The sequence below is a fragment of the Rhodococcus sp. MTM3W5.2 genome, from assembly GCF_001984015.1.
Classification (GTDB): Bacteria; Actinomycetota; Actinomycetes; order Mycobacteriales; family Mycobacteriaceae; genus Rhodococcus_G; species Rhodococcus_G oryzae.
On sequence record NZ_CP019572.1, the window covers coordinates 2,727,302 to 2,747,541 of the forward strand.

Below are 20,240 nucleotides of genomic sequence, written 5' to 3' on the forward strand. Positions count from 1 at the left end.
ATCAACAGTCGTCATTCAGGTCGGCGGAACAGATTGTGAAGGCCCGAGCCTGCCCTCCTCGAAGGCGCAGCCCAGTTCTCATGGCTCTACAGGCTTCTCGACTTCGGGGGGCGCCAGCGCCTCACCTACCCGGCTAAGTCCCCGATGACGGACTCTGGAGGTGAGCCAGCAGAGCGGTCGAGGGAATCCCCGTTCGAGGGTGTGGGGCGCCTGGTCGGGATCGCGACGGAGGTCGTCGCGCCCGCCACACTGATCACCGCGCTATTGTTCTACTTCGGTGATCGACGCATCTACTGGTACTTCGACTATTTCGGTGTGAGTTCGACTGTCCTCGAATTCTCGAATCGCGACTACTTCATGCGCAGCGTGGACGGCCTCTACCTGCCTGCGGGCGTGGTGGGGGTCCTCGGCCTAGCACTGATGTGGGGCTTCGTCGCCCTGCCTCGGTCTGTGCGGGCGGGTGCCGGATCAGCGTGGCTCGCGCTGCTGGCCGCCGGTGCCGGGTTGTTGTTGGTGCTCAACGGGATAAGTGACCTGTTCTGGGACACGTGGCTCAACCGCGGGTTGACGGTGGCGCCAGCGTCCATCATCGTCGGCGTCCTGCTCCTCTGGTATGCGATCTACCAGCGTCGACAGCGCTTGAGCGGTGCTGGATCCGCCCGCCGGTCGGAGGCCGCGGCCGTGGCCGAATGGGCTGTGATCTTTCTCGTCGTCGGCTTGAGCCTGTTCTGGGCCGTCGACAACTATGCGGCAGCGGTGGGACGAGAACGCGCGGCGATCTTCGCGAGCCGGCTGGGATCGGCACCGAGGGTCGTCGTCTACAGCGACAAGCAGATCGATCTGGATCCAAACGGAACGACGGAGATACACTGCCCTGCAGGTGACCTCGCCTATCCGTACCGCTACGTGGGTCTGGTGCTCATCCTTAAGGCCGGGAGCAACTATGCACTGGTGCCCGCGTCCTGGACCGAGGACACAGGCACAGCCGTTGTCCTGTCCGCGGATGCGACTGATGCACTGCGTCTCGAGTTTCTTATGCCGGGCGCCGCGAGCATGGCCGATAGGTGCTGAGATAACGGGCTACGGCTGCTCGCCTCGGTACCAGCAAGCTATGTTCCATTCCTAGCGTGAGTCCGGGTGGGTTTCACCATGATGTTGACTAGAGTCGTCCGTTCAGGCGTTGCGGCAAACTGCCTTACGCCGGTTGTCATGAGGGAAAATACACCACCTGGTTGCAGAAGACCGAGTCCGGCTCGTTGATGAAATTTGCCGCCGCGACCACTAACGTCCTGGTCTTCACATCTGCATCGCCGTACTCGTATCGACATATGGACTCAAGCGTATCGCCGGCAGCGTGGCGGCGACGATTCAGTCTGGGCACGATGAGCACTTGGCCGGGAGTCGGTGTGCTGTTCGGTCGCAGGTGGTTCGCCAGTTCGATTAGTATCGCGAGGTGTTCGTCGCCGTACCATCTGGCGGCGAGTCCAATGAGTGTCTCGTTTGCGACAACGGTGTGGTGTCCGACATTGACGAGATCTGGGATGTGAAGCCAAGCGCCTTGATGTATCTCACGCTGGGCCACGCCATTGACTATTTCCCAGATTAACTGCGTGTTGCTGTCGTCATTTGCGTAGTAGTGCTTGGTGATCCGCTTTCGCACGGCCGCGGAATCGGCTGTGGTCATGAGATGCCTGTATGTGACGTACGGGATCAGCAGCTGTTGTCCGACGCCGATCACGTCCGGATCGTCGAGGTGGTTCTGGCATGCGATCACAGGATACAGGTTGCTGTCGCCATACTCGCGCTGGGCGATCCCGAAGAGGGTGTCGCCAGGTTGAACCTCATACTTCTTCATCTCTTCCGAATTCCTTTCTGGAATAGTTGCTGCCGTATCGATCCGTGAGACTTCACTGGTACGGAGTAGTTAGTAGACATTTGTCTTCGCGATTACCCTTTCCTCCGCAGTCATTTCGCGGTTTCGGATTCTTCCTTTCGCGCTGCCTCGGGAAGGGCCAGCGAACTGTCATTGAGTGACAATTTCTACTCGTCCGAATGACCCGTGGGATTAGGTGCTGTGCCATCAAACTACGATTCCGTTGTCTTCGACATCTAAATGCCGATACATCTTGTGCTGGCAGCATGATTGTGCCGGTGCCGGGCAACAGCGAGTACTACGCGTATGGAGATCGCAGCGTGCCGGTGCGAGCGCGACCACCGGCGGTTCGAGCGGCTTCTCGACCCCGTGCGCGAGCGTCAGTTCGCTGAACGGTGTGATGCTCCAGTTGCGCCCCAGCCACACCGTCTCGAACTGCGCGGCTATTGTCGGAGTCTGGGCCCGGTTCACCATTACGACGAGCTGCCGACCGGATTTCGTGACCGCCATGAACCACCGCAAGTTCACCGATGTCGAATGAACTGGATCTGAGTCACGTCGGTGAGGTGTGGAGCGATCCCCTCCTGCTCCTCGAACGGGTCCAGTTCCGCGAGGGCCCCAAACGAGAGCCCGGCTCGCCGCTCGATCGAGCTGATCGACCGCTGCGCGGTCTCGTGTGCACCGTATACGAACTCTTCCTCGCTGAGAAAGTCGCGCTGAGACATCGTGTAGCCGGTGGCGCACAACTCGCCGGTCTCATCGTGGACGAAGGCGATGATCTTCCAGAACTCGACCGGGACCTGGACTCCGAACATCGTTGGGTCGTCGTCGTGGAGGAAGGGACCGGTGAACACTGAGATCTTCATGTCGTCCCTTCGCGCGTTCTGCAGCGCGTAGTCCTCGAGATCTAGCCAAATCCCGGCGTTGAACGGCTGCATCTGTGGCACGGCGTTCGTGACGTGCATCGAGTCGGCGTTGCCACGTGACGCCGCTGTGTCGGAGCCCCAGACGGGGTCCTCGCGACGTGTCATGTGACCTCGCGCAAACTTGGGCGGGTTTCCGTAACACTCGGCCTTGATCTGGGCGTCCATCGGGATGCGGGGATCGGTGCGCCAACCGACTCGCGCGAACTTCTTGGGACGGTTGCCGTCGATGTTGACGGCGCTGAATCGGCACAGCCGCCGGGTAGCGCTCATGAGCGCCGAGTAGTGCTCGTACTTCAGCACCTGCTCGTGGTGACCGGCGAGCGCGAATGTCAAGACGTCGTCGGCGTCGGTTGTGATCGTGGGCTGTGGTATCGCGAGATCGTCGCCGAGGAACGTCGCCTGGTACCCCTTTCTGTCGACGTACTCCTCTGGGGCTGACTCGACGAATACCTCGCCGTCCGTGCTCGAGCCGTCGTCCACGCCGACGCTGATCGCGCGATCTACGGTGCAGTTGCCATCGTCGACCGTCTGGTGCGGGTTTCCGATGTCGACGGTGATCGACAAGGGCACGTGATAGGTCAGTATTGCCGACGGCCGATCGGTGCGCGGAGTCTGAGGCTCCGCCTGCCGCACGTCCTGTCTCGCGCCTGAAGGTCGACGTCTTGTTGTCCGCCCACTTTGCACGTCGTTGAGCCGCTGCGCGACGACCCTGCTCGAGACCGCGAAGTTGGTCTCGAGGAACCGGCCGGCGAAGTGCAGGCCGACCGCGTCCCCGGTGGCGAGTGAGAGCACGACCGATCCTGAGTTTCCGCCGAGCGTCGAGCAGTCGTGACGGAGTGTGCCGGTGACCGGCTCGAGAATCTGGCCCGGCGCGAGTCGTTTCTTGTTGTAGACGTTGCCGAAGATCCGGTCCATCAGATCGATGTCGGGAATCCGGCTGTCGCGTGCTGGATACCCGATCACGGCCACGAAGTCGTCAGGCTGCGAGGTCTCCGCGAGTGCGAGTGGTGTCGCCGGCGACTGGCGACCGAGCTGTTCGACGCGCAGGAACGCGACATCAGGGCCGTCCGACTCCTCGATGTGCAGGATTTGTCGGAGTTCGAATGTCAGGCTGTCCTCGCGTTCGATCTCCTCGAGGAGATCGATGGAGGCGCGCATCGTGTGTCCGTCCAGGCCCTGCCGGAAGATGAACCTCGTTCCACTCCGGCGACCGAACTCAGCAGCAACGTGCCGGTTGGTCACGATGGTCTCAGGGGCGACAAGCCAACCCGTCCCGACCCACGCGAGGCTGTGGCCCTTCACTTCGATCCTGCCCACGGCCTTGGCCGCATGCACGAGATGCGGGCGTGCCGCCGTGAGCCGTGACTTCCATATGGTGCTGGCGGCGTCGTCGAATGTCAGTTGCGCCTCGTCCCGCTTGATCGCCAGCACTGGACGACCGGTGCGCATGACGATTGTCTCGGCCTGGAGTTCGCCGCCCGGTAGCTCGGGCGTGGGTCCCTCCCCACGGCCGAGCGTGAGCAACTCGCTGTCCAGATCGTGGTCGCGATGTCGCATAGCAGCATTGGCTGCGGTGAGGCGGGTTAGGGTGTCCATCGGTTACCCCCTTGTTGGTTGCCGTTCATCGGATGCTCGGTAGTTCTGCGCGCGGCTTCGCAAACGGGAACAGCAGACCCTCGATCCGTCTGATTCCTAATGCGAGCTGCAACGACAGCCGTGTGGTCGCCCTCGAGGAGGCGGCATCTATCAGGTCGACGATCAACCCGCAGCGGTCTGCTGTCTCGATCAGCGCGGTCAGGTCGCTTGGCGTGAGCGTGGCACGGAGTGTCGGCTCGAGCACACGTGCGGTCAGGTCCACGGGCCAGAACACCGATCGCCGTTCGAGGTCCTCGACAAGGTCGAGCCATGAGGTCCGGTCGAGCGGCGCGACGATCGTTCTGATCGCTCCGTACAGGAAGGAGAGTGTGGTCGGAGCGGCCCGCAATTCGTTCGCGCCGCCGAGGTTGAGGTACTTCCTTGCAAGTGTCGCTCGAAAGTGGTTGATCGTCTTGGTGTCTGGCCTTCGGGTCGCATACTGGTCCGTCGTCTCGGCGACGCGATCGGCCAGCGCGCTGTCGCCGGCAGCGGTGGCGATCGAGGCGATGTGCGACAACCGGAATTGGTCGCACGAGGACGTCTGGAATGTCGTGGCAAAGTGGTCGAGATGATCTCGTGACGCAGCGGCCTGGCATACCACGATGTCGTCCACACGGGCCAAATCGAGTCTGGGCGGGATCTCACCCCGGACCTGGTCGATGATTCTGGTGTGAGCCGGGAAATCTCCGGCGACGGCGGCGAGGGCGGCGCCGTAGCGTCGAACCTCCGCCCAGCTGGACTCGAGCCTATTCAGTGTCGCGTCTGAGAACAGGGGTCGTTCGCCACGCTCGACCATGGAGATCGCCAGCGCGATGTACCAGGGATGCTCGTGGGTCGGATTGCTCGAGGGAGTCGACAGAGCGGCGGAATGGTCGGCAGCGAAGTATCGGTCGAACGCGCTGAGCACTCGTGAAGACTCGGTCATGAACTCGAAGTCGCCGCGGTCGAACAGGAGCGCCCAACGCGAGTCCGGGATCGCCGCACCGGTGTCGTCATCAAGCAGTTCGAGCTGAGCTTCCTCGTATCCAGCCGAGCCGATGTCCGATGAGGCGAGCCGCTTCTCGAGTCGAGCGCCTCGAGTGAGTCGTTGCTGGGAGGCTTCGAGCGATGCCACCTCTTCCTCGGTGAGTTGGTCGTGGCGCCCGGCGAATGACTTGACCGTCGCGCGTGCCTGCACGGGCCAGTACTCGAGGTCCTCACCGAGCCTGCGCGCAACGTCATCCGCCTGTGGTTCGGTCATGTCTTCCGGGATGTTGTTGAGGAATCCCCGGTGGTAGATCTCCTCGATCTCGGCCACGTCGGAGGGCACCGATGCAGGCCGAGTGGCGTAATATTCCGCTGCCTCGTGATGGATCGCCTTGGTGTCGACCTCGGTGCTGTGCTCGAGTCCGGGCACGAGCAGTCGGCGCACGTCTGCGCGATGCACCACCGTGTCGGGTCCGACACGGGTGACGAGCCAGACGTGTTCGGAGAGTTCGGTGAACGCTTCCTGTGCGTCAGCGGGGGTGGTCACGTCGAGGGGACTGGACAGGTGCGGACGAGCACCTTGAGGATGAGCTCGGGCGTGACTCGCCGGAGCACGACTCCAGGGTAGGCCAGGGCCCGCACTCTGGGCGTCTTGATCCGGTTCAGGATTCGCTGGTACACGAACCGCAGTCCCACCTCGCCGGACGGTGCGTTACGGCGAGCCTTCTCGCCGTCTTCGAGGAGCTGCTCGACCTCGGCTGGATCATTGGTCGTCACGAAGCGGTGGATCAGCTTGAGGACGAGTGGGTTACCCCCGAACAACGGCGGAAAGCGCCTCGCCAGCCCAGGCTCGACGCCGAGCACGGTGAGCAGCTCGACTGCCCTGTCAGTGACGAGATCTTCGAGCGGCCACTCGTACTGGACGTTGAACATCGCCGCGACCTCGTCAGGGGGGAGGTGCGGGGCGTCCGGGATCACGGCGCGCCCGCACACAACGAGGTGGATTTGCTGCAGCTGAACCGTGTTTCGCAGCTCGACGACCCACTGGAGCACGTCTCGAACGGGTGTGACGCCCCGAATCGCCACCTCCTCGAAAGTGTCGAGAACGATCGTCACCGCCGCCGTACGCCGCGGCCACCCCGACAGCAGCGAGGCGAGGTCACGAAGCGCGGCGGACGACGTGCCTGCACCGATGTCGATGTTCAGATTCTCCTGCCCGCCGAGCATCGATCGCGATCGTTCTCGGAACTCGGCCAGCATCTGGTCGAGAGCCGACTCGGCCAAGCCGAGTTGACGGGTGAACTCGAACGTCAGATCGAGCGGCGTCGCGTCGATGAGCGTCGCACGATCGAAGTCGAGGTAGATCAGTGGGGGCGCGCCGGGCTTGCGACGCTGATCGGACACGAATTTCGAGACGAGCGCCGACTTTCCCACGCCGCCGGGTCCCACGAGAATGAAACTGGGCACCCAGTCTCGGGCGGTCGCGAGCACGCTCGTGCGGTATTCGAGTAGGGCTGCGTACTCACGTTCGCGACCAACGAGGGGGTTCGGTATCACCGCCTGCAGTGCATTGTGGGCCGCAGTCAGTGCGATCTGACGACGGACCCGTCGTTCCAGGTGGCCCGCTTTCGCTCCGACGCCGGGCAGAGCCTCAAGGAACATGACAACCCTGAACAGGCAGTCGAGGTCGACCGCGACGCTCGGAGCGGTGGGCACACCTGCGGTCGGAGGCCCAGCGGGCGGGAGCAGCGGGCCCAGATCGGCGCCGCGAAGCCCGTCGCGGAGGTATCTGGCGAACAGGTCGTTCGGCTGCACGTCGATCGAATCGAGCAGCGTTGTGACGTCAGGTCGTGTGGCCATCGCTTGCAGCACGTGTTGCCGGGCTTGGGTCCGCATTGACCAGTGACGGTAGCTGCTGCCAGCGACCTCGACTTCGTCGCAGACGGCGGCGAGGCCATCGATCATGTCAACCTGATGGTCGTCGAGGAGTGAGTCGGCTCCGAATACCGCGAGCGGGTCGAAGTCAGTCGATATCGCCGCGGTCAGTGTGATGCGGTCGTCGAGCGCGTCGAGTCTCCGCGCGTCGGCCGGCTTCATTGGAGCGCCTCGATCGCGGTGTTCAGAACTCTGTCGACCTTGTCCGCGACGTAGTCGCTGAGCGACGTGATGTCAGTTCCGCTGGTGAGTTCGATCAGCTTGGCGAAGCGTTCGACTTCGGCCGCGGAGTGCTCGATGCCGCCGTCCGTCAGGCGCAGTCGCACGTAGGACACGATGTCCGCGGTCTGCGGCGGCACGATGTCCTCGTCGTCGACGAGTCCGGTCGGAAATCCGCTGGGGAAGTCGGTCATGCCGAGCAGCACGATGCGAAGATTCTTGAATTTGGGCGATTGCTTGTACATCTCGGAGAGGAAGTCGCGCACGCTCCCGGCCGGGATCGTGTGCTCTCTCTTCTGGAGATCATCGATAACCAGCCAGACGATGCGGTCGCGGTGGGCTTCCTCGACGCGAGTTCCGAAGGCTGCGACCAGTTTTTCGAGCCACGCGCCGCGGCTGGAATTGATGTCAGCCTCCGTGGGCAGGTCGGCGGCGTCCACACCGAGACGGCCGAGGAGCATTTCGGCTGTCTTTGTCGCATCGGCGTGGAGCTCGAGCACCTGCACACACGTGATGACGTGCTCTCGCTCGGGCAGACACGCCCGCATGATCTCAAGCGTGAAGCTGACACCCTTGCTCGCGGTGAACGGTTTCACGCGCACGAGTGACTGCGAGGTGCGGCGGACCCACTCCTGACACTTCGATCGTCCGAGGATCGGCCGGCTGTCGTCCGCCACCCGGAACGCCTGCACGTATCTCGCGTCGAGCAGGTTAGCACCCGCGGCGCGGACGGATTCACGAATCGCGATCGCCGAGATGCCGGTGTTGACGACGGGTTCGCCGTGTGCGCCTTGGTGGAGTCCGACCAAGGCGTAGTTGCCGTCGAGGAGCAATCCCCCGACGATCCGGCCACGGCATTCGCAGTGTGGTCGATACGCTCCTTGTTGGGTGGATCGCGGAAGCCCGTGAACTCGCCGGCCGTTTGCCGTTGCTGAACGCCCATTGGATGCTGGAACAGGTGGATCGTGCCAGCGGCCGGCTCGACGGCGCGCTCGAGGTCGTAGTATCCGCGCTCGGCCCCGGGGAACCGGCAACGACGATGACCGCATAGTCGAGGAACCCGCGCAGGTCGACGTTGCCCGCGGGCAAGACGAGTTCTGCGATCCCCTTCCCAATGGTGATCTCAGCGGGGTGGGGCGGTTTCGATGCCACCAACCAGGATTCGGGGACCTTGTACTCGGGGGTCGCCTTCCGGCCAGTCGTGTAGTCGAAGCGCACACAAAGTTGGCGCTCGGAGCCCGGCTTCGGCGCACTGGCTTGATCGTCAAGGAGACTGGCGACGACGTGGAACGCCGTCAGGACGGTGCTCGGCCCTACGAGGAAACCCGTGCCGGTCACTGCTTCGGGGTTGCCGTTGTTCGAGACCTCGACTCTGCAGAGCCTCGCTCTGGCGCGCATGCCTCCCTTCTCGACCACGGCCGCGTCTGGGAATCCCAGCGCCACGCTGATCAGCGCCTGCAGGTTGGTGACGGCTGCCGACTTGTCGGGAAAGAACCCGTCGTGGATTAGGCGTTCGCCGAGCTGGGTGAACCAACCCCCCTCGTCAGCTAGTCGGAGAGCCCGTTCGAACGCGATCTGATCGCTGGTGGCACCTAGGCTGACGGCGATAAACGGACGCGGCTTGGACTCCGCCGACCTAGGAACCACCGCCCGAACCTCGTCGTAGACGCGCCCGAAGTCGCTCCGCGTATGAGCGATCCGCGACGCGAGGTCCCGGAAGTCGGGACGCGACGGTGCCGGCTTAGTGGGCTGGCTCATGGCACGAACCCCGAGATCTCGGATCTCACTGCATCCATCGCGTGCGCGTAGTTCGCCCGAAGCCAATCACCCGCGAAGTGGAGCCCGGCGATGTCGAGGTTGTGGTCGAACGAAAGCACGCACGACCCGCTGTTCCCGCCGAGCGACGTCGCATCATGGGTGAACACCCAGTGCTTGGGACTGTTGGGCACCGCCGCCGATGATGTCAGGACGAGTCCGGGGCTCAGATATCGCACGCCATACTTCATGTCGTAGATCTCACGCAGCCGGCGGACGACGTCCATCCGGCGTCTACCCTCTCCGTCGCTGGGGAGCAGGGTCGGCAGCGCGGGGTACCCGACCACGAACAGCTTGGCGGCACCTACGGCAATCGCCTGGTCGGACAGCCTGAGAGCAGGCGGCAGTCCTACGCCCTCAGCGTTCGTTTGCTCGACTCGTAGGAGTGCAAGGTCCAGGTGCGCGAGGTCGATCCGGCCGTCGATCGGATCCGGACCGCTGAAAACGACATCGGCAATCCGGAAGCTCCGCGTCGCGTCGGTTCCCGACGGCGAGAAATTGACGACCGGCTCGCCGATCAGGACCCATCCGGATGGGTGCGAACGACTCGGGGTGGGGAAGGCGAGCGCCTCGAGCACGTGCCGGTTGGTCATGATGAGTCCGGCTCCGACGACGAATCCGGTTCCGGCGTGCATCCCTGGTGTCGTGTCGATCCGGCCGACCGAACGTTGCATCTCGGCGAACGTGGGATGAAGCACGACGGCACCCTGCCATTCGCCGAGTTCCGGGTCGCTCGGGTCGACCCCGTCGTCACTCAGACGCAGCGCCGGTCGCCCCTCGAGCTGCACAAGCGCCTCGAGCGCAGTCAGTGCGCCAGGCTCATTCGGGATTGGCGCACCCTCCCGCAGGCGTTCAAGCACGACCTCGCTGTCTCGGAGCAGTTGGTCGTGGAGAGGCGTCAAGGCCTCGCGGTTTGTCCCCTCAGCGTTTGCCCGAACGCGCGCAACCCGCGCTTCGAGCGCCCCCAACCTCACATCGGAGTCGGCACGCAACGACTCGCGGGCGGCCTCGGGAGTGACGTCGACGGCCGCTTCGAGCGCGCTACGGCGGCCGGCGACGAGCACGACCGGATCGAGCGATGGGATGCGGTCAGCGCGGAGCGACGGCTGCACCGACGTGAATGTCGGTCGATTGCCTAGTATCGGCGCCCGCACGCCGAGTTCCGCTTCAAGTTGCGGACTGATCGCCTGCCGGATCATCCCCGATTCGGCGTCGACGTCGTCCGATGGGTCGACACCGACCCGAGCGTCTTCGAACACCAGCGAACTGAGCTCGAGCTGGAACTGAGGCTGCGAGGCCACGACCGCCAATTTGCTCGCCTCGACCGGCCCCCACGCATCGTTGAGTAAGCCCATCATGTTGGACGCGGCACCTCCTGGTGCGACCTCGGGCGCGGGTGCGATCGGGCCCTCGAGCGTCCGATGCAGCAGTGCCTCGGCATCGATTATGCCGGCACCGAAATCGATCTTCTCCCATCCCTCGGGGGCGCGCGCGGATTCGATCAGCACATCACGGAAGAGTGCCTGGACTGACATCTGCCGCCGGGTCGCCGCCTCCATCACCTTCTGCCGGCTGTGGTGCGACAGCCACAGCGCGGCCACGCCGGCGGTGATCGCCACCGCGAACGACGTGCCCTGGCCGCCTCCAACATTTGTGCCGCCCGGCTCGGCGATCGCCTTCCATACTTTCTCGCCGGGCGCGGTGATGTCGACCGCGTAACCGTGACACGACCCGCGCCACGTGCCGTCGTCGACATTGCTCCCGGCAACGGCGATGACCTCGTCGTATCGGGCTGGATAGACGACGAGGTTGACGCAGTTCCCCGCCGCGGCGAGCACGATCATGTCGGATCCGATCGCCTGCTTGATGGCCTTCTTCACGGCGCGGCTCGGGGTCCCGCCAAGGCTCATCGTCACGATGTGACATCCACGCAGGCGAGCGTGGTCGATTGCTTTGGCGACAGCTCCGCCGTTGAAAGTCAGGATCACCGATTCGATGCAGCGGATCGGCACCAGGGTTGCCTCCGGCGCGGGACCGAGCAGGTGACCATTCGGTCCACTCGTCATGACGCTTGCGGTCCCGGTCCCGTGACCAGGATTGCCGCCGCCCGAGAGCGGATCGGTCGGATCCGACGTGCCCGTCAGCACGTTGAAGCCGTCGGTGATTGCGACGTCGGACAACTCCGTGTGCTGGGTCACTCCAGTGTCGGGCTGCGCGATCCGGATGCCAGCGCCCCTGGCCGAGCTGAAATTCCACGCGCGCAACACGCCCGCGCGATCAAGCGCCCACTTGCGGTCAGCGGGAGGGTCACCAGCCACGAAGCACCTGCCGTGGAACAGGTCTTTGAGCACGCCCTCGGACACGGCATCCGGCGGAATCGGCTCCTGATAGAACTCGCTGCCGAGGTCGGGCTCCGTGGTGACCGCTCCCAACCGCGCCTGCAACTCGTGCGCGATCGAGAACAGCGAGCGATTGTCGACCGTGCGTTCGAGCCCGGGGAACTGAAGTATGTAGAACTCACCGAACTCGACGTCGGTGCTCGGTTCGGCGCACAACAGGAAGAACTGGAAATCGTCGATACCGATCACCGATCGGATCTCCGCGACCTTGGTTGCGACGTCGACCTCGGAGGCGTACTCGATCACGAATCGCAGCGTCCTCGAATCGAGCCCAGTGACCTCGGCGTCGCGATCGCGATGATCGGCGAGGGCTCTTAGTAAGTCAATGCCAACCATGGGGCCACCCGGGTGTCGAGTGAACATCGCGTCCACGGAGATGGCGACCTGCAGACAGTGGTTCTCCGTAAGGTCCATGCGGGCGGCAGTCGCGGGGTCGGAGTAGGCATCGCCGGGCGTGACCGCGAGGGTGTAGGCGACGGGTGGGGTCGGCGTGCTGCCCGACCTGGGCGAGGGTCACGCCGAGATCGGGAGAGACCGGGAAGGTGGGCGACGCCGTCGGCTCGGTCGGCGGGAAGGTGGCCAACGGCGGTGCGATCGCCCGGTCGATCCGCGGAAAGTCACCGTACCCGGCCTCGATCAGGTCGGTTCGCGGATTGGGTTCTTGGATTGGCGTTGATCCCATGTCGTCTCCCGACTGCGGTCCCATTCTCGAGTCGTCAACCCTTTCCGCGAGGGGTACGAGCGTTCCGGCCAATGACTGCAAACGGTCCTGGCGTTGCTTTGCCGACCGCTTGCCCGGGCGAAACAAGCTCGCAATGTTTGCCCACTTTGCGTCGCGTTGCCCCCGGAACAATTTGTCGATGTTCTCCTTTCGCACGTACTGGTCGGGGCTCAAATGAATCCAGGACCCGGCTTGATAAGCGTTCTCGAACGGACTAATGGGCCCGCCCAGGTCTTTGGCTGCTTGCCATCTGGGCTGCAGCCGGACCGCCTGTTCAATCGCGCTTCTGCTCAGCCTGCCCATTAGGTGTGCTTGTTGCTCCTGCCATCGCCCGCCTCGAATGACGTCGTTCAGCCATTTCTGGTTACCATCGCACGAGGCGACCAGATTGCGGTAACGGCGATATGCCGTCTCGTGCCCGGTATCCCGGTCTGCTGTCATCCCATCACCCCGGCTGTTCCCCTATGTGAAAGCTCGCTCGAGGACCGGCACCCGGCAGATCATCGTTGCCGACCGGAACGGGAGCGGGCGCTGGTATTGGAACCACGTTCACAGGGCCACGTGTCCACGCCAAGATCGGAAAGGAGGCAGTCCTCGGCTGATATCACGGGTAGCATTTTGGCTGGACATCCTTCTTCTTGGATCAATTCCAATGCTCTCAAATGAGGGGTAAACTCAGGCGCTGAGTGACCATAGAATAATGCGCAGCCACGACACCCCACTCGGAACCGACTTAGAATTTCATCAATCATTTCCCGGCACGCATCCTGCCGATATCTGCCTTCCTTATAAAATTCGTACAAGCCTGTTGCGGATTCGCAGTTTTCCTTGATCCATGCTTCGGAGAATGGGTCGCGCACTGCGTAGAAGACGCGTTCTGCGGAGGTTGCGTGGCCCCGGGCCTCATTCGTCATCTGATGCAGTCCTTGGATGCCAGTTCCGACGACCGTCAAAGGTCCCATCCGTGGCTGCATGGCTTGGGTTGACATGACTTCCGCCTTCCAGGGCGCCCCGTGAAGACCTGCAGAGCTGCATATTGCGCCAGCCAAGTCGAGGCAGTGGCCGGCTGCAGTATTCGGAACAAGAGGTCCGTGCCCAACCTTGTTCACGCGTTCGTCCCCGGCGTTTCGGGCGAGAGCATGGATTCCCCAGGCACTCAATACTCCTTGACCTAACCCGAGGGGGCACGAGTAGTCGACTACCTGAATTTGCGTTGGATGACGATCAAGTCTGAGGCGACTTCGGACTCGCGGCGCTTGTTCCTAGCGGATCCGTGCTGATCGATAATCGTCAAACAGGACTGTCGTGGGAGGTCGACAACGCTCGTCCTGGCCTACCATATCGCGAGCAGCTGATCACTTTTGCTCGCTGGTTCCCGCGGCGGTGGCTATTCGAAGCGACGACACACCAGCTTGCCGCGCCCGGTCGATCTCGTGGCGCGGGTCCACACCGGCCCGCTGCGCGATGGCAATCTCGACGAGCATCCGCTGCTCGAGTGCGCCATGTCCGGCCGCCGACCCGCGCGTTTCCCGCTCCTGATGCCACCGAGGCGACCCTGGATTCGGGGCGACCATCATTGCGTCGGCGGCCCGCTCGAGAAGTACATCGATCTTCTCCGCCACGGCGTCCGCGGCATCGGCGATCGCTGCCGGTGACACCCATATCGCGCGCATGCCCGCAGTGTAGAACCGCCCTCCGACACTGACTGGGTAGCTCCCCGAGTGGTAGACCACAAGATGGAAGCAACCGGGGAGCGAAGTCCACGGCGCGGGGAATCGTGGGGACTCCGCGAGTCTGTCATGCCGCGACGCCACGGTTACTGCCGCGAGGTGGGAGTCGGCAAAAGGCCTGGGGCTCTGCCCCGTTGAGCTGTTCAGCCCGTCCTCTTCGATGATCGTCTAACAGGACGGGCGTCTCAAGCCTGGCGCTTGGTGACGACAGGCAATCAAAGACCTTGTACTGCCTGTGGCTCCTGGCAATCAGGCGAGGCGCTCGGCCATGACGATCAGCCCCGGTCCGCTGTGCTCGTCTACAGGGAGCCCGAAGTTCGGCGACCGTACGCAGTCCAGCCTACTCGATCAGGTCCACGAGTTGCTCCGGTCGACACTTGTGGGTCGTCCAATGAACGGGTACACCGCCGCATGCCTCGGTGCGCACCGCGTCTTCATCGCCGACGCGTGTAGCGGTGATGAGGTGGCCGCCTGGCTGCAGGGTAAATCAACAGTCCGAACCTGGATGAATACATGCGTCGAGAATGGGGTGTAGGTATAGCGCAGGCCGTGGATGACGGGGGCTGTGCATGCCGGAAGCTCTTCCATCACCCGGCGGGGCCATGTTATGGAGCCGCTACCGAGACCCAGAGAGGAGAAGCCGCGTGAAGCGTAACGATTCGGCAACACCAACAAGCTAGCCGAACTGCTCGGCGCATCACCCGGTGCGTCGATCGCCCCTGCGGTGATGGTCGATCTTCACGCCACTGCTTTCCTTCGCGCCACGCGGATTGGGAGCCGATACTGTGGCAGCTCATGCCGGGCATCGTGACCCAAGTGGATGCAGACCAGGACAGCGTCGACACCAACCTCGACATTCGAGCTAGCCGGACACCAGTCGAAGGCGTCGAGACAGGTCGGAGGCGAAGACCCGGTCCGGGTCCACGCCGTCGCGGATCCTCCGCCATTCGTCGAGCCGCGGGTACATCTTGGCGATGCGCTCGGGAGTCGTGCGGGAGTCCTTGGCGAAGTAGAGGCGGCCGCCTGCGGACAGCACCTGTTCGTCGAGCTCATCGCAGAATCGCCCGAGCCCGGCGCGGATCGGGAAGTCGAGGCTCAGCATGAATCCCGGATGCGGCCACGAGAGCGGTGCGGGATTGCTGTCACCCATCCGCTTGAACACGTTGAGAAATGATCGATGCCCGGACTCGGCGATCTTGCGCACGATCTCGGCGAGTTGCTGCTCCGCGCCGAACGGGATGGAGAACTGATACTGCATGAAACCCTGGGGTCCGTAGGCGCGGTTCCACTCCCCGAGCAGGTCGAGCGGGTGGTAGAACTGCGTCAGATTCTGGACGGTGCCCCGGCCGTGCTTCGGGTACATCCGGTGGGCGGCCTCCGCGGCGATCCGCGTCGTGGCGCGGTTCACCAGCCCGCTCGGGAAGATGTCCGGGACCGTCAACAGCTGAGGAGCGTTGAACCGCAAGGGGTCCCGGCGCAGCTTCGGAGGTAGTTGGTCAAGGGTCGCCAGCGATCCACGGGTGAACCCGGCTCGGCCGAGCTTCGGCCCGGTGGAGATGGTGTCGGGCACCGACATCGAGTAGTCGTAGCCCTCGTCGGAGCCGCCGGTCAGTAGCTCCATCGTCTCGTTGAGGTTGGCGGTGCGGTCGTGATCGGCGATGAAATAGGCCGTCTCCGTGTGCTTCATCCGCACGCGCGCCCGGACAACGATGCCGGTCAATCCCATTCCGCCGACGGTGGCCCAGAACAGGGCCTTCTCGTCGCCGGTGGGCGAGATGGTGCGGATGTTCCCGTCGGCGGTCAGCAGGTCGAGAGACTCGACGTGGTTGCCGAAGCTGCCATGTGAGTGGTGGTTCTTGCCGTGGATGTCGGCTCCGATGGCTCCGCCCACCGTGACCTGCCTGGTGCCGGGCAGGACAGGAACCCACAGGCCGTGGGGGAGAACGGCACGCATCAGTGCATCGAGGCTGACCCCGGCGTCGAGGTCGACCACGCCGGAATCGGGGTCGACACTGTGGATCCGGTCGATGGCGGTCATGTCGATGACCAGACCGCCTGCGTTCTGCGCGGGATCGCCATAGCTGCGGCCGAGGCCGCGCGCGATGACGCCCCTCGGTCCGGCGTGGCTCACGGCCTTGGCGATGGCCTCGAGGTCGGGGGTCGACAGCACGTCGGCCGGTGTCGCTGCACGCCTACCCCACCCGCTGAGAGAACGCCGTTCGGTTCTGAACTCGGTCGTCACAGTCACCGGTCCCACCATAGCCACACCGAGCCGCAGGCACCTGCAACGAACGAGCGCCATTGCGCGATAGAGCAGTTCGAGGCCTCCTGACGTGTCATGATCGTTCCCGTTTGGGTCTGGACGCCGGGGGATCGGGGTGGCGGGACCCGCGTGTCGCACGTATGGAATCTGGGCGCTGTGCCGCAATACCGGCGAGCGTCGCGAGGAGGGGAGACTTCACATGTCGAGCGAAACCAGCTGCACCCTGGGTGCGTATGTTCCGTTGCCGGATGGCAGGCACGCGTGGGAGGTTCAGACGTCGTCGGCCCCTGACTTCGGCGCGCTCGTCACGGCGGCGGGCGCACAGGTGCTAGGGGACTCCGTCCTGGGCGCCACCGTCACGCACGGCGAGCTGCCGTCGGACGGGAGCCTCACGCTGACCCTGGTGCCGCATCTCGGCGGGGCTTCGGTGCAGGTCTTTCGCAAAACAGGTGCGCCCGATTTCACGCTCCTGTTCGAGGCGGTCCTCTCGACCGGTGCAGCCCTGCCGGCGCCGGTCACCGCCGTGCCGGTGGAGCGGTCCAGTTCGCCGATGGAGGAGCTGCCCGAGGTCGTCGAATCCTTTGGTGGCAAGTGGGATTCCAGCAGTGGCCAGAGCCTGGAGGAGCGGCTGGGACTGATCGTCGCCGAGTCCATGGGCTATGCGCCCGAGGACCTGCCCGCCGAGATCCCGCTCATCGAGCTGGGACTGGACTCGCTGATGGCGGTGCGGATCAAGAACCGCGTCGAGTACGAGTTCGACATCCCGCAGCTGCAGCTGCAGGCGGTCCGCGACGCGAGCCTGCGCGAGGTGGAGAAGTACCTGCGCTACGCGATCGACAACCGTGAAGAGGTCGCGGCGCTCGCCGAGCAGCAGCGGCGGGAGAAGGAGTCGGTGCGGGTGTCCGCGGCACTCCCCGCCGAGACGGAGATTCCCGCCGAGGCGCAGGAGGCCGCGCCCGCGGCGCCCGCCACGCCGTCCGATGTCGATGTGCCCCCGCGTGATGCCGCAGAGCGGCTGACCTTCGCGAGTTGGGCGGTGGTCACGGGAAATTCGGCCAAGGGCATCTTCAACACCCTGCCCGTGCTCGATGATGACACCGCGGAGAGGCTGGCCGCCCGCCTGTCCGGGCGTGCGGGCGGTGAGGTGAGTTTCGACGACATCCTCGACTCGGAGACCATCGAGCAGCTCGCCGAGAAGGTGCGCGTGCACCTCGAGGACGGCGTGAAGATCGACGGGCTGGTCCGCACCCTGCGCCCCCGTCCCGAGGGATCCACCGCGGTGCCGGTGTTCGTGTTCCACCCGGCAGGCGGCTCGACGGTCGCATACGAGCCGCTGCTCAAGCGACTACCGGCGGGCACCCCGATGTACGGTCTCGAGCGCGCCGCAGGCTCACTCGAGGAGCGGGCAGCCGCGTATCTCCCGTTGGTGCGCGAGATCCAGGGCGACGGCCCGTACGTGCTCTACGGCTGGTCGTTCGGCGGTGCACTGGCCTACGCCGTCGCAAGGCGGCTCCGCGAGGTGGGCGCGGACGTTCGCATCGTCGGTCTCATCGACACGGTCATGCCCGGCGAGAAGATCGAGGACACCCCGGAGGAGACCCGCAGGCGGTGGCAGCGCTACGCGGCGTTCGCGAAGAAGACGTACAACCTCGACTACCCGTTGCCGTACGACAAGCTGGCGGCGGCCGAGAGCGACGAGGCGCAGATCCAGATCCTCATGGATCTGCTCACGATGAGCGGCACCAAGATTCCAGGTGGCATCATCGAACACCAGCGCAACTCCTGGCTCGAATACCGCGCCATCCAGACCGCGGATCTCGCGACGTATGACGGGGACGTCGTGCTGTACCTGACCGACAGCTACCAGGACGACCTGATGGACCTCGAACCGTCGTTCCGGACCCGTCAGCCCGACGGCGGCTGGGGCGAGGCGGTGCAGAACCTCGAGATCCTGCACGTCGGTGGCGATCACATCCAGATCATCGACGAGCCGCGGGTCGCGGCGGTGAGCGCGGACCTGACGAAGAAGCTCGCCCTGATCGAGGTCGACCAGTAGATGTGAATCGCCAACATTGTTGTCATTCCTCGGCGCTCTGACCGCTAGGTCGACGGCCCATCGCTGCTACCGCCGCGCGGACCGGTGCGGACCGGCACGCCGTGAGGACTTGTCGGCGCCCTATCCTGCGTTCTGGGCGGCCAGGTTTCGCGCCACCTCGGCCTGCCACACATCGTTCGCGCGCGTGGTATCGATCTCGTATTCGTAGCGCGCGGTCATCTCGGGGGACACATCGCCGACGTCGACATAGAACTGCCGGTACCACCGCCGCAGCTGGTAGACCGGACCGTCCTCCTCGGTGAGCAGGGGGTTCTCGATCCTCGTCTTCGACCGCCACACCTCGATGTCCTCGAGGAAGCCCCGGCTGAAGTTGCCGGCGAACGCTCGCGCCATCCGGTCGTTCTGCTCGTCGCTGAGCCCCGGCAGCTTCTGCACCGCAATTCCCCACTGCAACATGAAGGACTCGGACGAGATCGGATAGTGCGAATTGATCAGCGCGACCTCGATCACCGAGTCCGGCGCGACGTGATTGTGGATGAGATTCACCATGTAGGCAGGACCGAAATAGGTGGCCTCCGAACGCAGATGCGCATCCTCCGAGAAGTGTTTGCCTGTGCCGAACACATCCGGGCGGGCCTTCGAATGCATGAACTGCGATGCGCAGTGCCCGTCGAGCACATTCTTGAAGTAGGTCGGATAGGCATGGTGGATGTAGAAGAAGTGCGCCATGTCGACGGTGTTGTCGATGATCTCCCGGCAGTGCGAGCCCTCGATCCGTTCCGAGTTCCACACCCAATCAGTCCATGCCCCCGATTCGATGCCGTCGATCGCTGGGGGCAGCAGATCCGTTGATGCGTCGGACCCTTCGGGGTCGTGCCAGATCAGCAACTGACCATTGCGCTCCGCCGTAGGCCACCTGCGGGTTCTGGCCAGCCGGGGCACCCGGCGTGCGTAGGGAACGCCCGTGCAACGACCGGTGGGCCCATCCCAGCGCCAGTCGTGGAACGGACAGGCGATCGCACCGTCTTTGATTGTCCCGCCCGACAGGTCGGCACCCATGTGTCGGCAGTACGCGTCGAGTGCCCGAAGCTCGCCGCCGGCTTCGGCGAAGACCACGAGCCGCGTCCCGAATGCGTCGAGGCCGTGCGGCCGGCCGTCACGAAACGTGTCGGCGAGCCCCACGCAGTGCCAGCCGCGCGCGTAGCGGTCGATCGGCCGGCCGGTGTCTATGTCCCGATAGTCCATATCCGGATTTAAGCGCGCGCGCTTAAATCCGTCAAGGGTAAGTTCTCCATCCATGACCGTCGACGCATTGCTGATCGCCGGCGAACGCATGTTCGCCGATCGCGGTGCCGATGTCCCCCTGCGCGAGATCGCGATCGCAGCGGGCCAGCGAAACAACTCCGCGGTGCAGTACCACTTCGGCGATCGCCAAGGGCTGATCGCGGCGATCGTGCGACGGCGGTTGCAGTCGGTGGAGGCCTCCGGCGCCCGGTTGCTGGTGGGTGTCGACCGCGGGGACACCCACGCGCTCGTCGAAGTGCTGGTGGCTTCCCTCGTCGACACATCTGTCGAGCAGGGCAGCACCCACTACTTCCGGTTCCTCGAGGTCATGCGCACCCAGGTGAAAGGGTGGCCGGCTGGTGACGACACCACGTGGTCGATGATCACGAACACACTGGCCGAACTCCTCCCGAGGGCA

12 protein-coding genes and 2 pseudogenes are annotated in these 20,240 nt (G+C 64.3%); 3 read left to right on the forward strand and 11 right to left on the reverse strand.

The window, feature by feature from the left end:
• Nucleotides 1–144 precede the first annotated feature (144 nt).
• On the forward strand, nucleotides 145–1,071 hold the full coding sequence (locus BTZ20_RS12610) for a hypothetical protein (RefSeq protein WP_145982282.1): 927 nt from the start codon (nucleotides 145–147) through the stop codon (nucleotides 1,069–1,071).
• 136 nt (nucleotides 1,072–1,207) lie between these two features.
• On the opposite strand, the gene BTZ20_RS12615 is transcribed toward BTZ20_RS12610, so the two are convergent.
• The 6 genes and pseudogenes from BTZ20_RS12615 to BTZ20_RS12635 all read right to left on the reverse strand — a co-directional run bounded on the left by BTZ20_RS12615 (nucleotide 1,208) and on the right by BTZ20_RS12635 (nucleotide 8,387).
• A complete protein-coding gene (locus BTZ20_RS12615; RefSeq protein ID WP_077041596.1) occupies nucleotides 1,208–1,855 on the reverse strand; it encodes a LysM peptidoglycan-binding domain-containing protein in 648 nt (215 codons plus the stop codon).
• A 542-nt stretch (nucleotides 1,856–2,397) separates the two neighbouring features.
• A complete protein-coding gene (locus BTZ20_RS28060) occupies nucleotides 2,398–3,363 on the reverse strand; it encodes a DNA/RNA non-specific endonuclease (protein ID WP_223263787.1) in 966 nt (321 codons plus the stop codon).
• Nucleotides 3,364–3,615: 252 nt separating this feature from the next.
• A pseudogene (locus BTZ20_RS29810) lies at nucleotides 3,616–4,395 on the reverse strand (trypsin-like serine peptidase); the annotation flags it as partial.
• Between the two features lie 25 nt (nucleotides 4,396–4,420).
• The gene (locus tag BTZ20_RS12625) at nucleotides 4,421–5,947 is read right to left on the reverse strand and encodes a hypothetical protein (protein ID WP_077041598.1); all 1,527 of its coding nucleotides are present in this window, start codon (nucleotides 5,945–5,947) and stop codon (nucleotides 4,421–4,423) included.
• Nucleotides 5,944–7,260 (reverse strand): ATP-binding protein, encoded by a 1,317-nt coding sequence (locus tag BTZ20_RS12630; protein WP_189636645.1) that lies wholly within the window; start codon nucleotides 7,258–7,260, stop codon nucleotides 5,944–5,946. Before BTZ20_RS12630 ends, BTZ20_RS12625 begins: the two co-directional genes overlap by 4 nt.
• A 233-nt stretch (nucleotides 7,261–7,493) precedes the next feature.
• A complete protein-coding gene (locus BTZ20_RS12635) occupies nucleotides 7,494–8,387 on the reverse strand; it encodes a hypothetical protein (protein WP_077041600.1) in 894 nt (297 codons plus the stop codon).
• Nucleotides 8,388–8,419: 32 nt separating this feature from the next.
• On the opposite strand from BTZ20_RS12635, the gene BTZ20_RS27240 reads away from it, so the two are divergent.
• Complete coding sequence (locus BTZ20_RS27240) at nucleotides 8,420–8,605, forward strand: hypothetical protein (protein ID WP_077041601.1); 186 nt, start codon at nucleotides 8,420–8,422, stop codon at nucleotides 8,603–8,605.
• Nucleotides 8,606–9,308: 703 nt separating this feature from the next.
• On the opposite strand, the gene BTZ20_RS12645 is transcribed toward BTZ20_RS27240, so the two are convergent.
• The 3 genes from BTZ20_RS12645 to BTZ20_RS12670 form a co-directional block, all read right to left on the reverse strand.
• Nucleotides 9,309–12,104 (reverse strand): S8 family serine peptidase, encoded by a 2,796-nt coding sequence (locus BTZ20_RS12645; RefSeq protein ID WP_189636646.1) that lies wholly within the window; start codon nucleotides 12,102–12,104, stop codon nucleotides 9,309–9,311.
• A gap of 1,740 nt (nucleotides 12,105–13,844) precedes the next feature.
• Nucleotides 13,845–14,162 (reverse strand): hypothetical protein, encoded by a 318-nt coding sequence (locus BTZ20_RS26725; protein ID WP_145982285.1) that lies wholly within the window; start codon nucleotides 14,160–14,162, stop codon nucleotides 13,845–13,847.
• A gap of 919 nt (nucleotides 14,163–15,081) precedes the next feature.
• Nucleotides 15,082–16,479 carry an FAD-binding oxidoreductase gene (locus BTZ20_RS12670; protein ID WP_077041605.1) on the reverse strand — a complete coding sequence of 466 codons (1,398 nt, stop codon included), beginning with the start codon at nucleotides 16,477–16,479 and terminating at the stop codon, nucleotides 15,082–15,084.
• A gap of 187 nt (nucleotides 16,480–16,666) precedes the next feature.
• Here BTZ20_RS12670 and BTZ20_RS12675 point away from each other — a divergent pair.
• Nucleotides 16,667–18,538, forward strand: a pseudogene (locus BTZ20_RS12675) (thioesterase domain-containing protein); the annotation flags it as partial.
• Nucleotides 18,539–18,658: 120 nt separating this feature from the next.
• On the opposite strand, the gene BTZ20_RS12680 reads toward BTZ20_RS12675, so the two are convergent.
• Nucleotides 18,659–19,783: a Rieske 2Fe-2S domain-containing protein gene (locus tag BTZ20_RS12680; RefSeq protein ID WP_077041606.1), complete on the reverse strand. Its 1,125-nt coding sequence runs from the start codon at nucleotides 19,781–19,783 to the stop codon at nucleotides 18,659–18,661.
• A 31-nt stretch (nucleotides 19,784–19,814) separates the two neighbouring features.
• On the reverse strand, nucleotides 19,815–20,129 hold the full coding sequence (locus BTZ20_RS26735) for a hypothetical protein (protein ID WP_145982286.1): 315 nt from the start codon (nucleotides 20,127–20,129) through the stop codon (nucleotides 19,815–19,817).
• Between the last annotated feature and the right edge of the window lie 111 nt (nucleotides 20,130–20,240).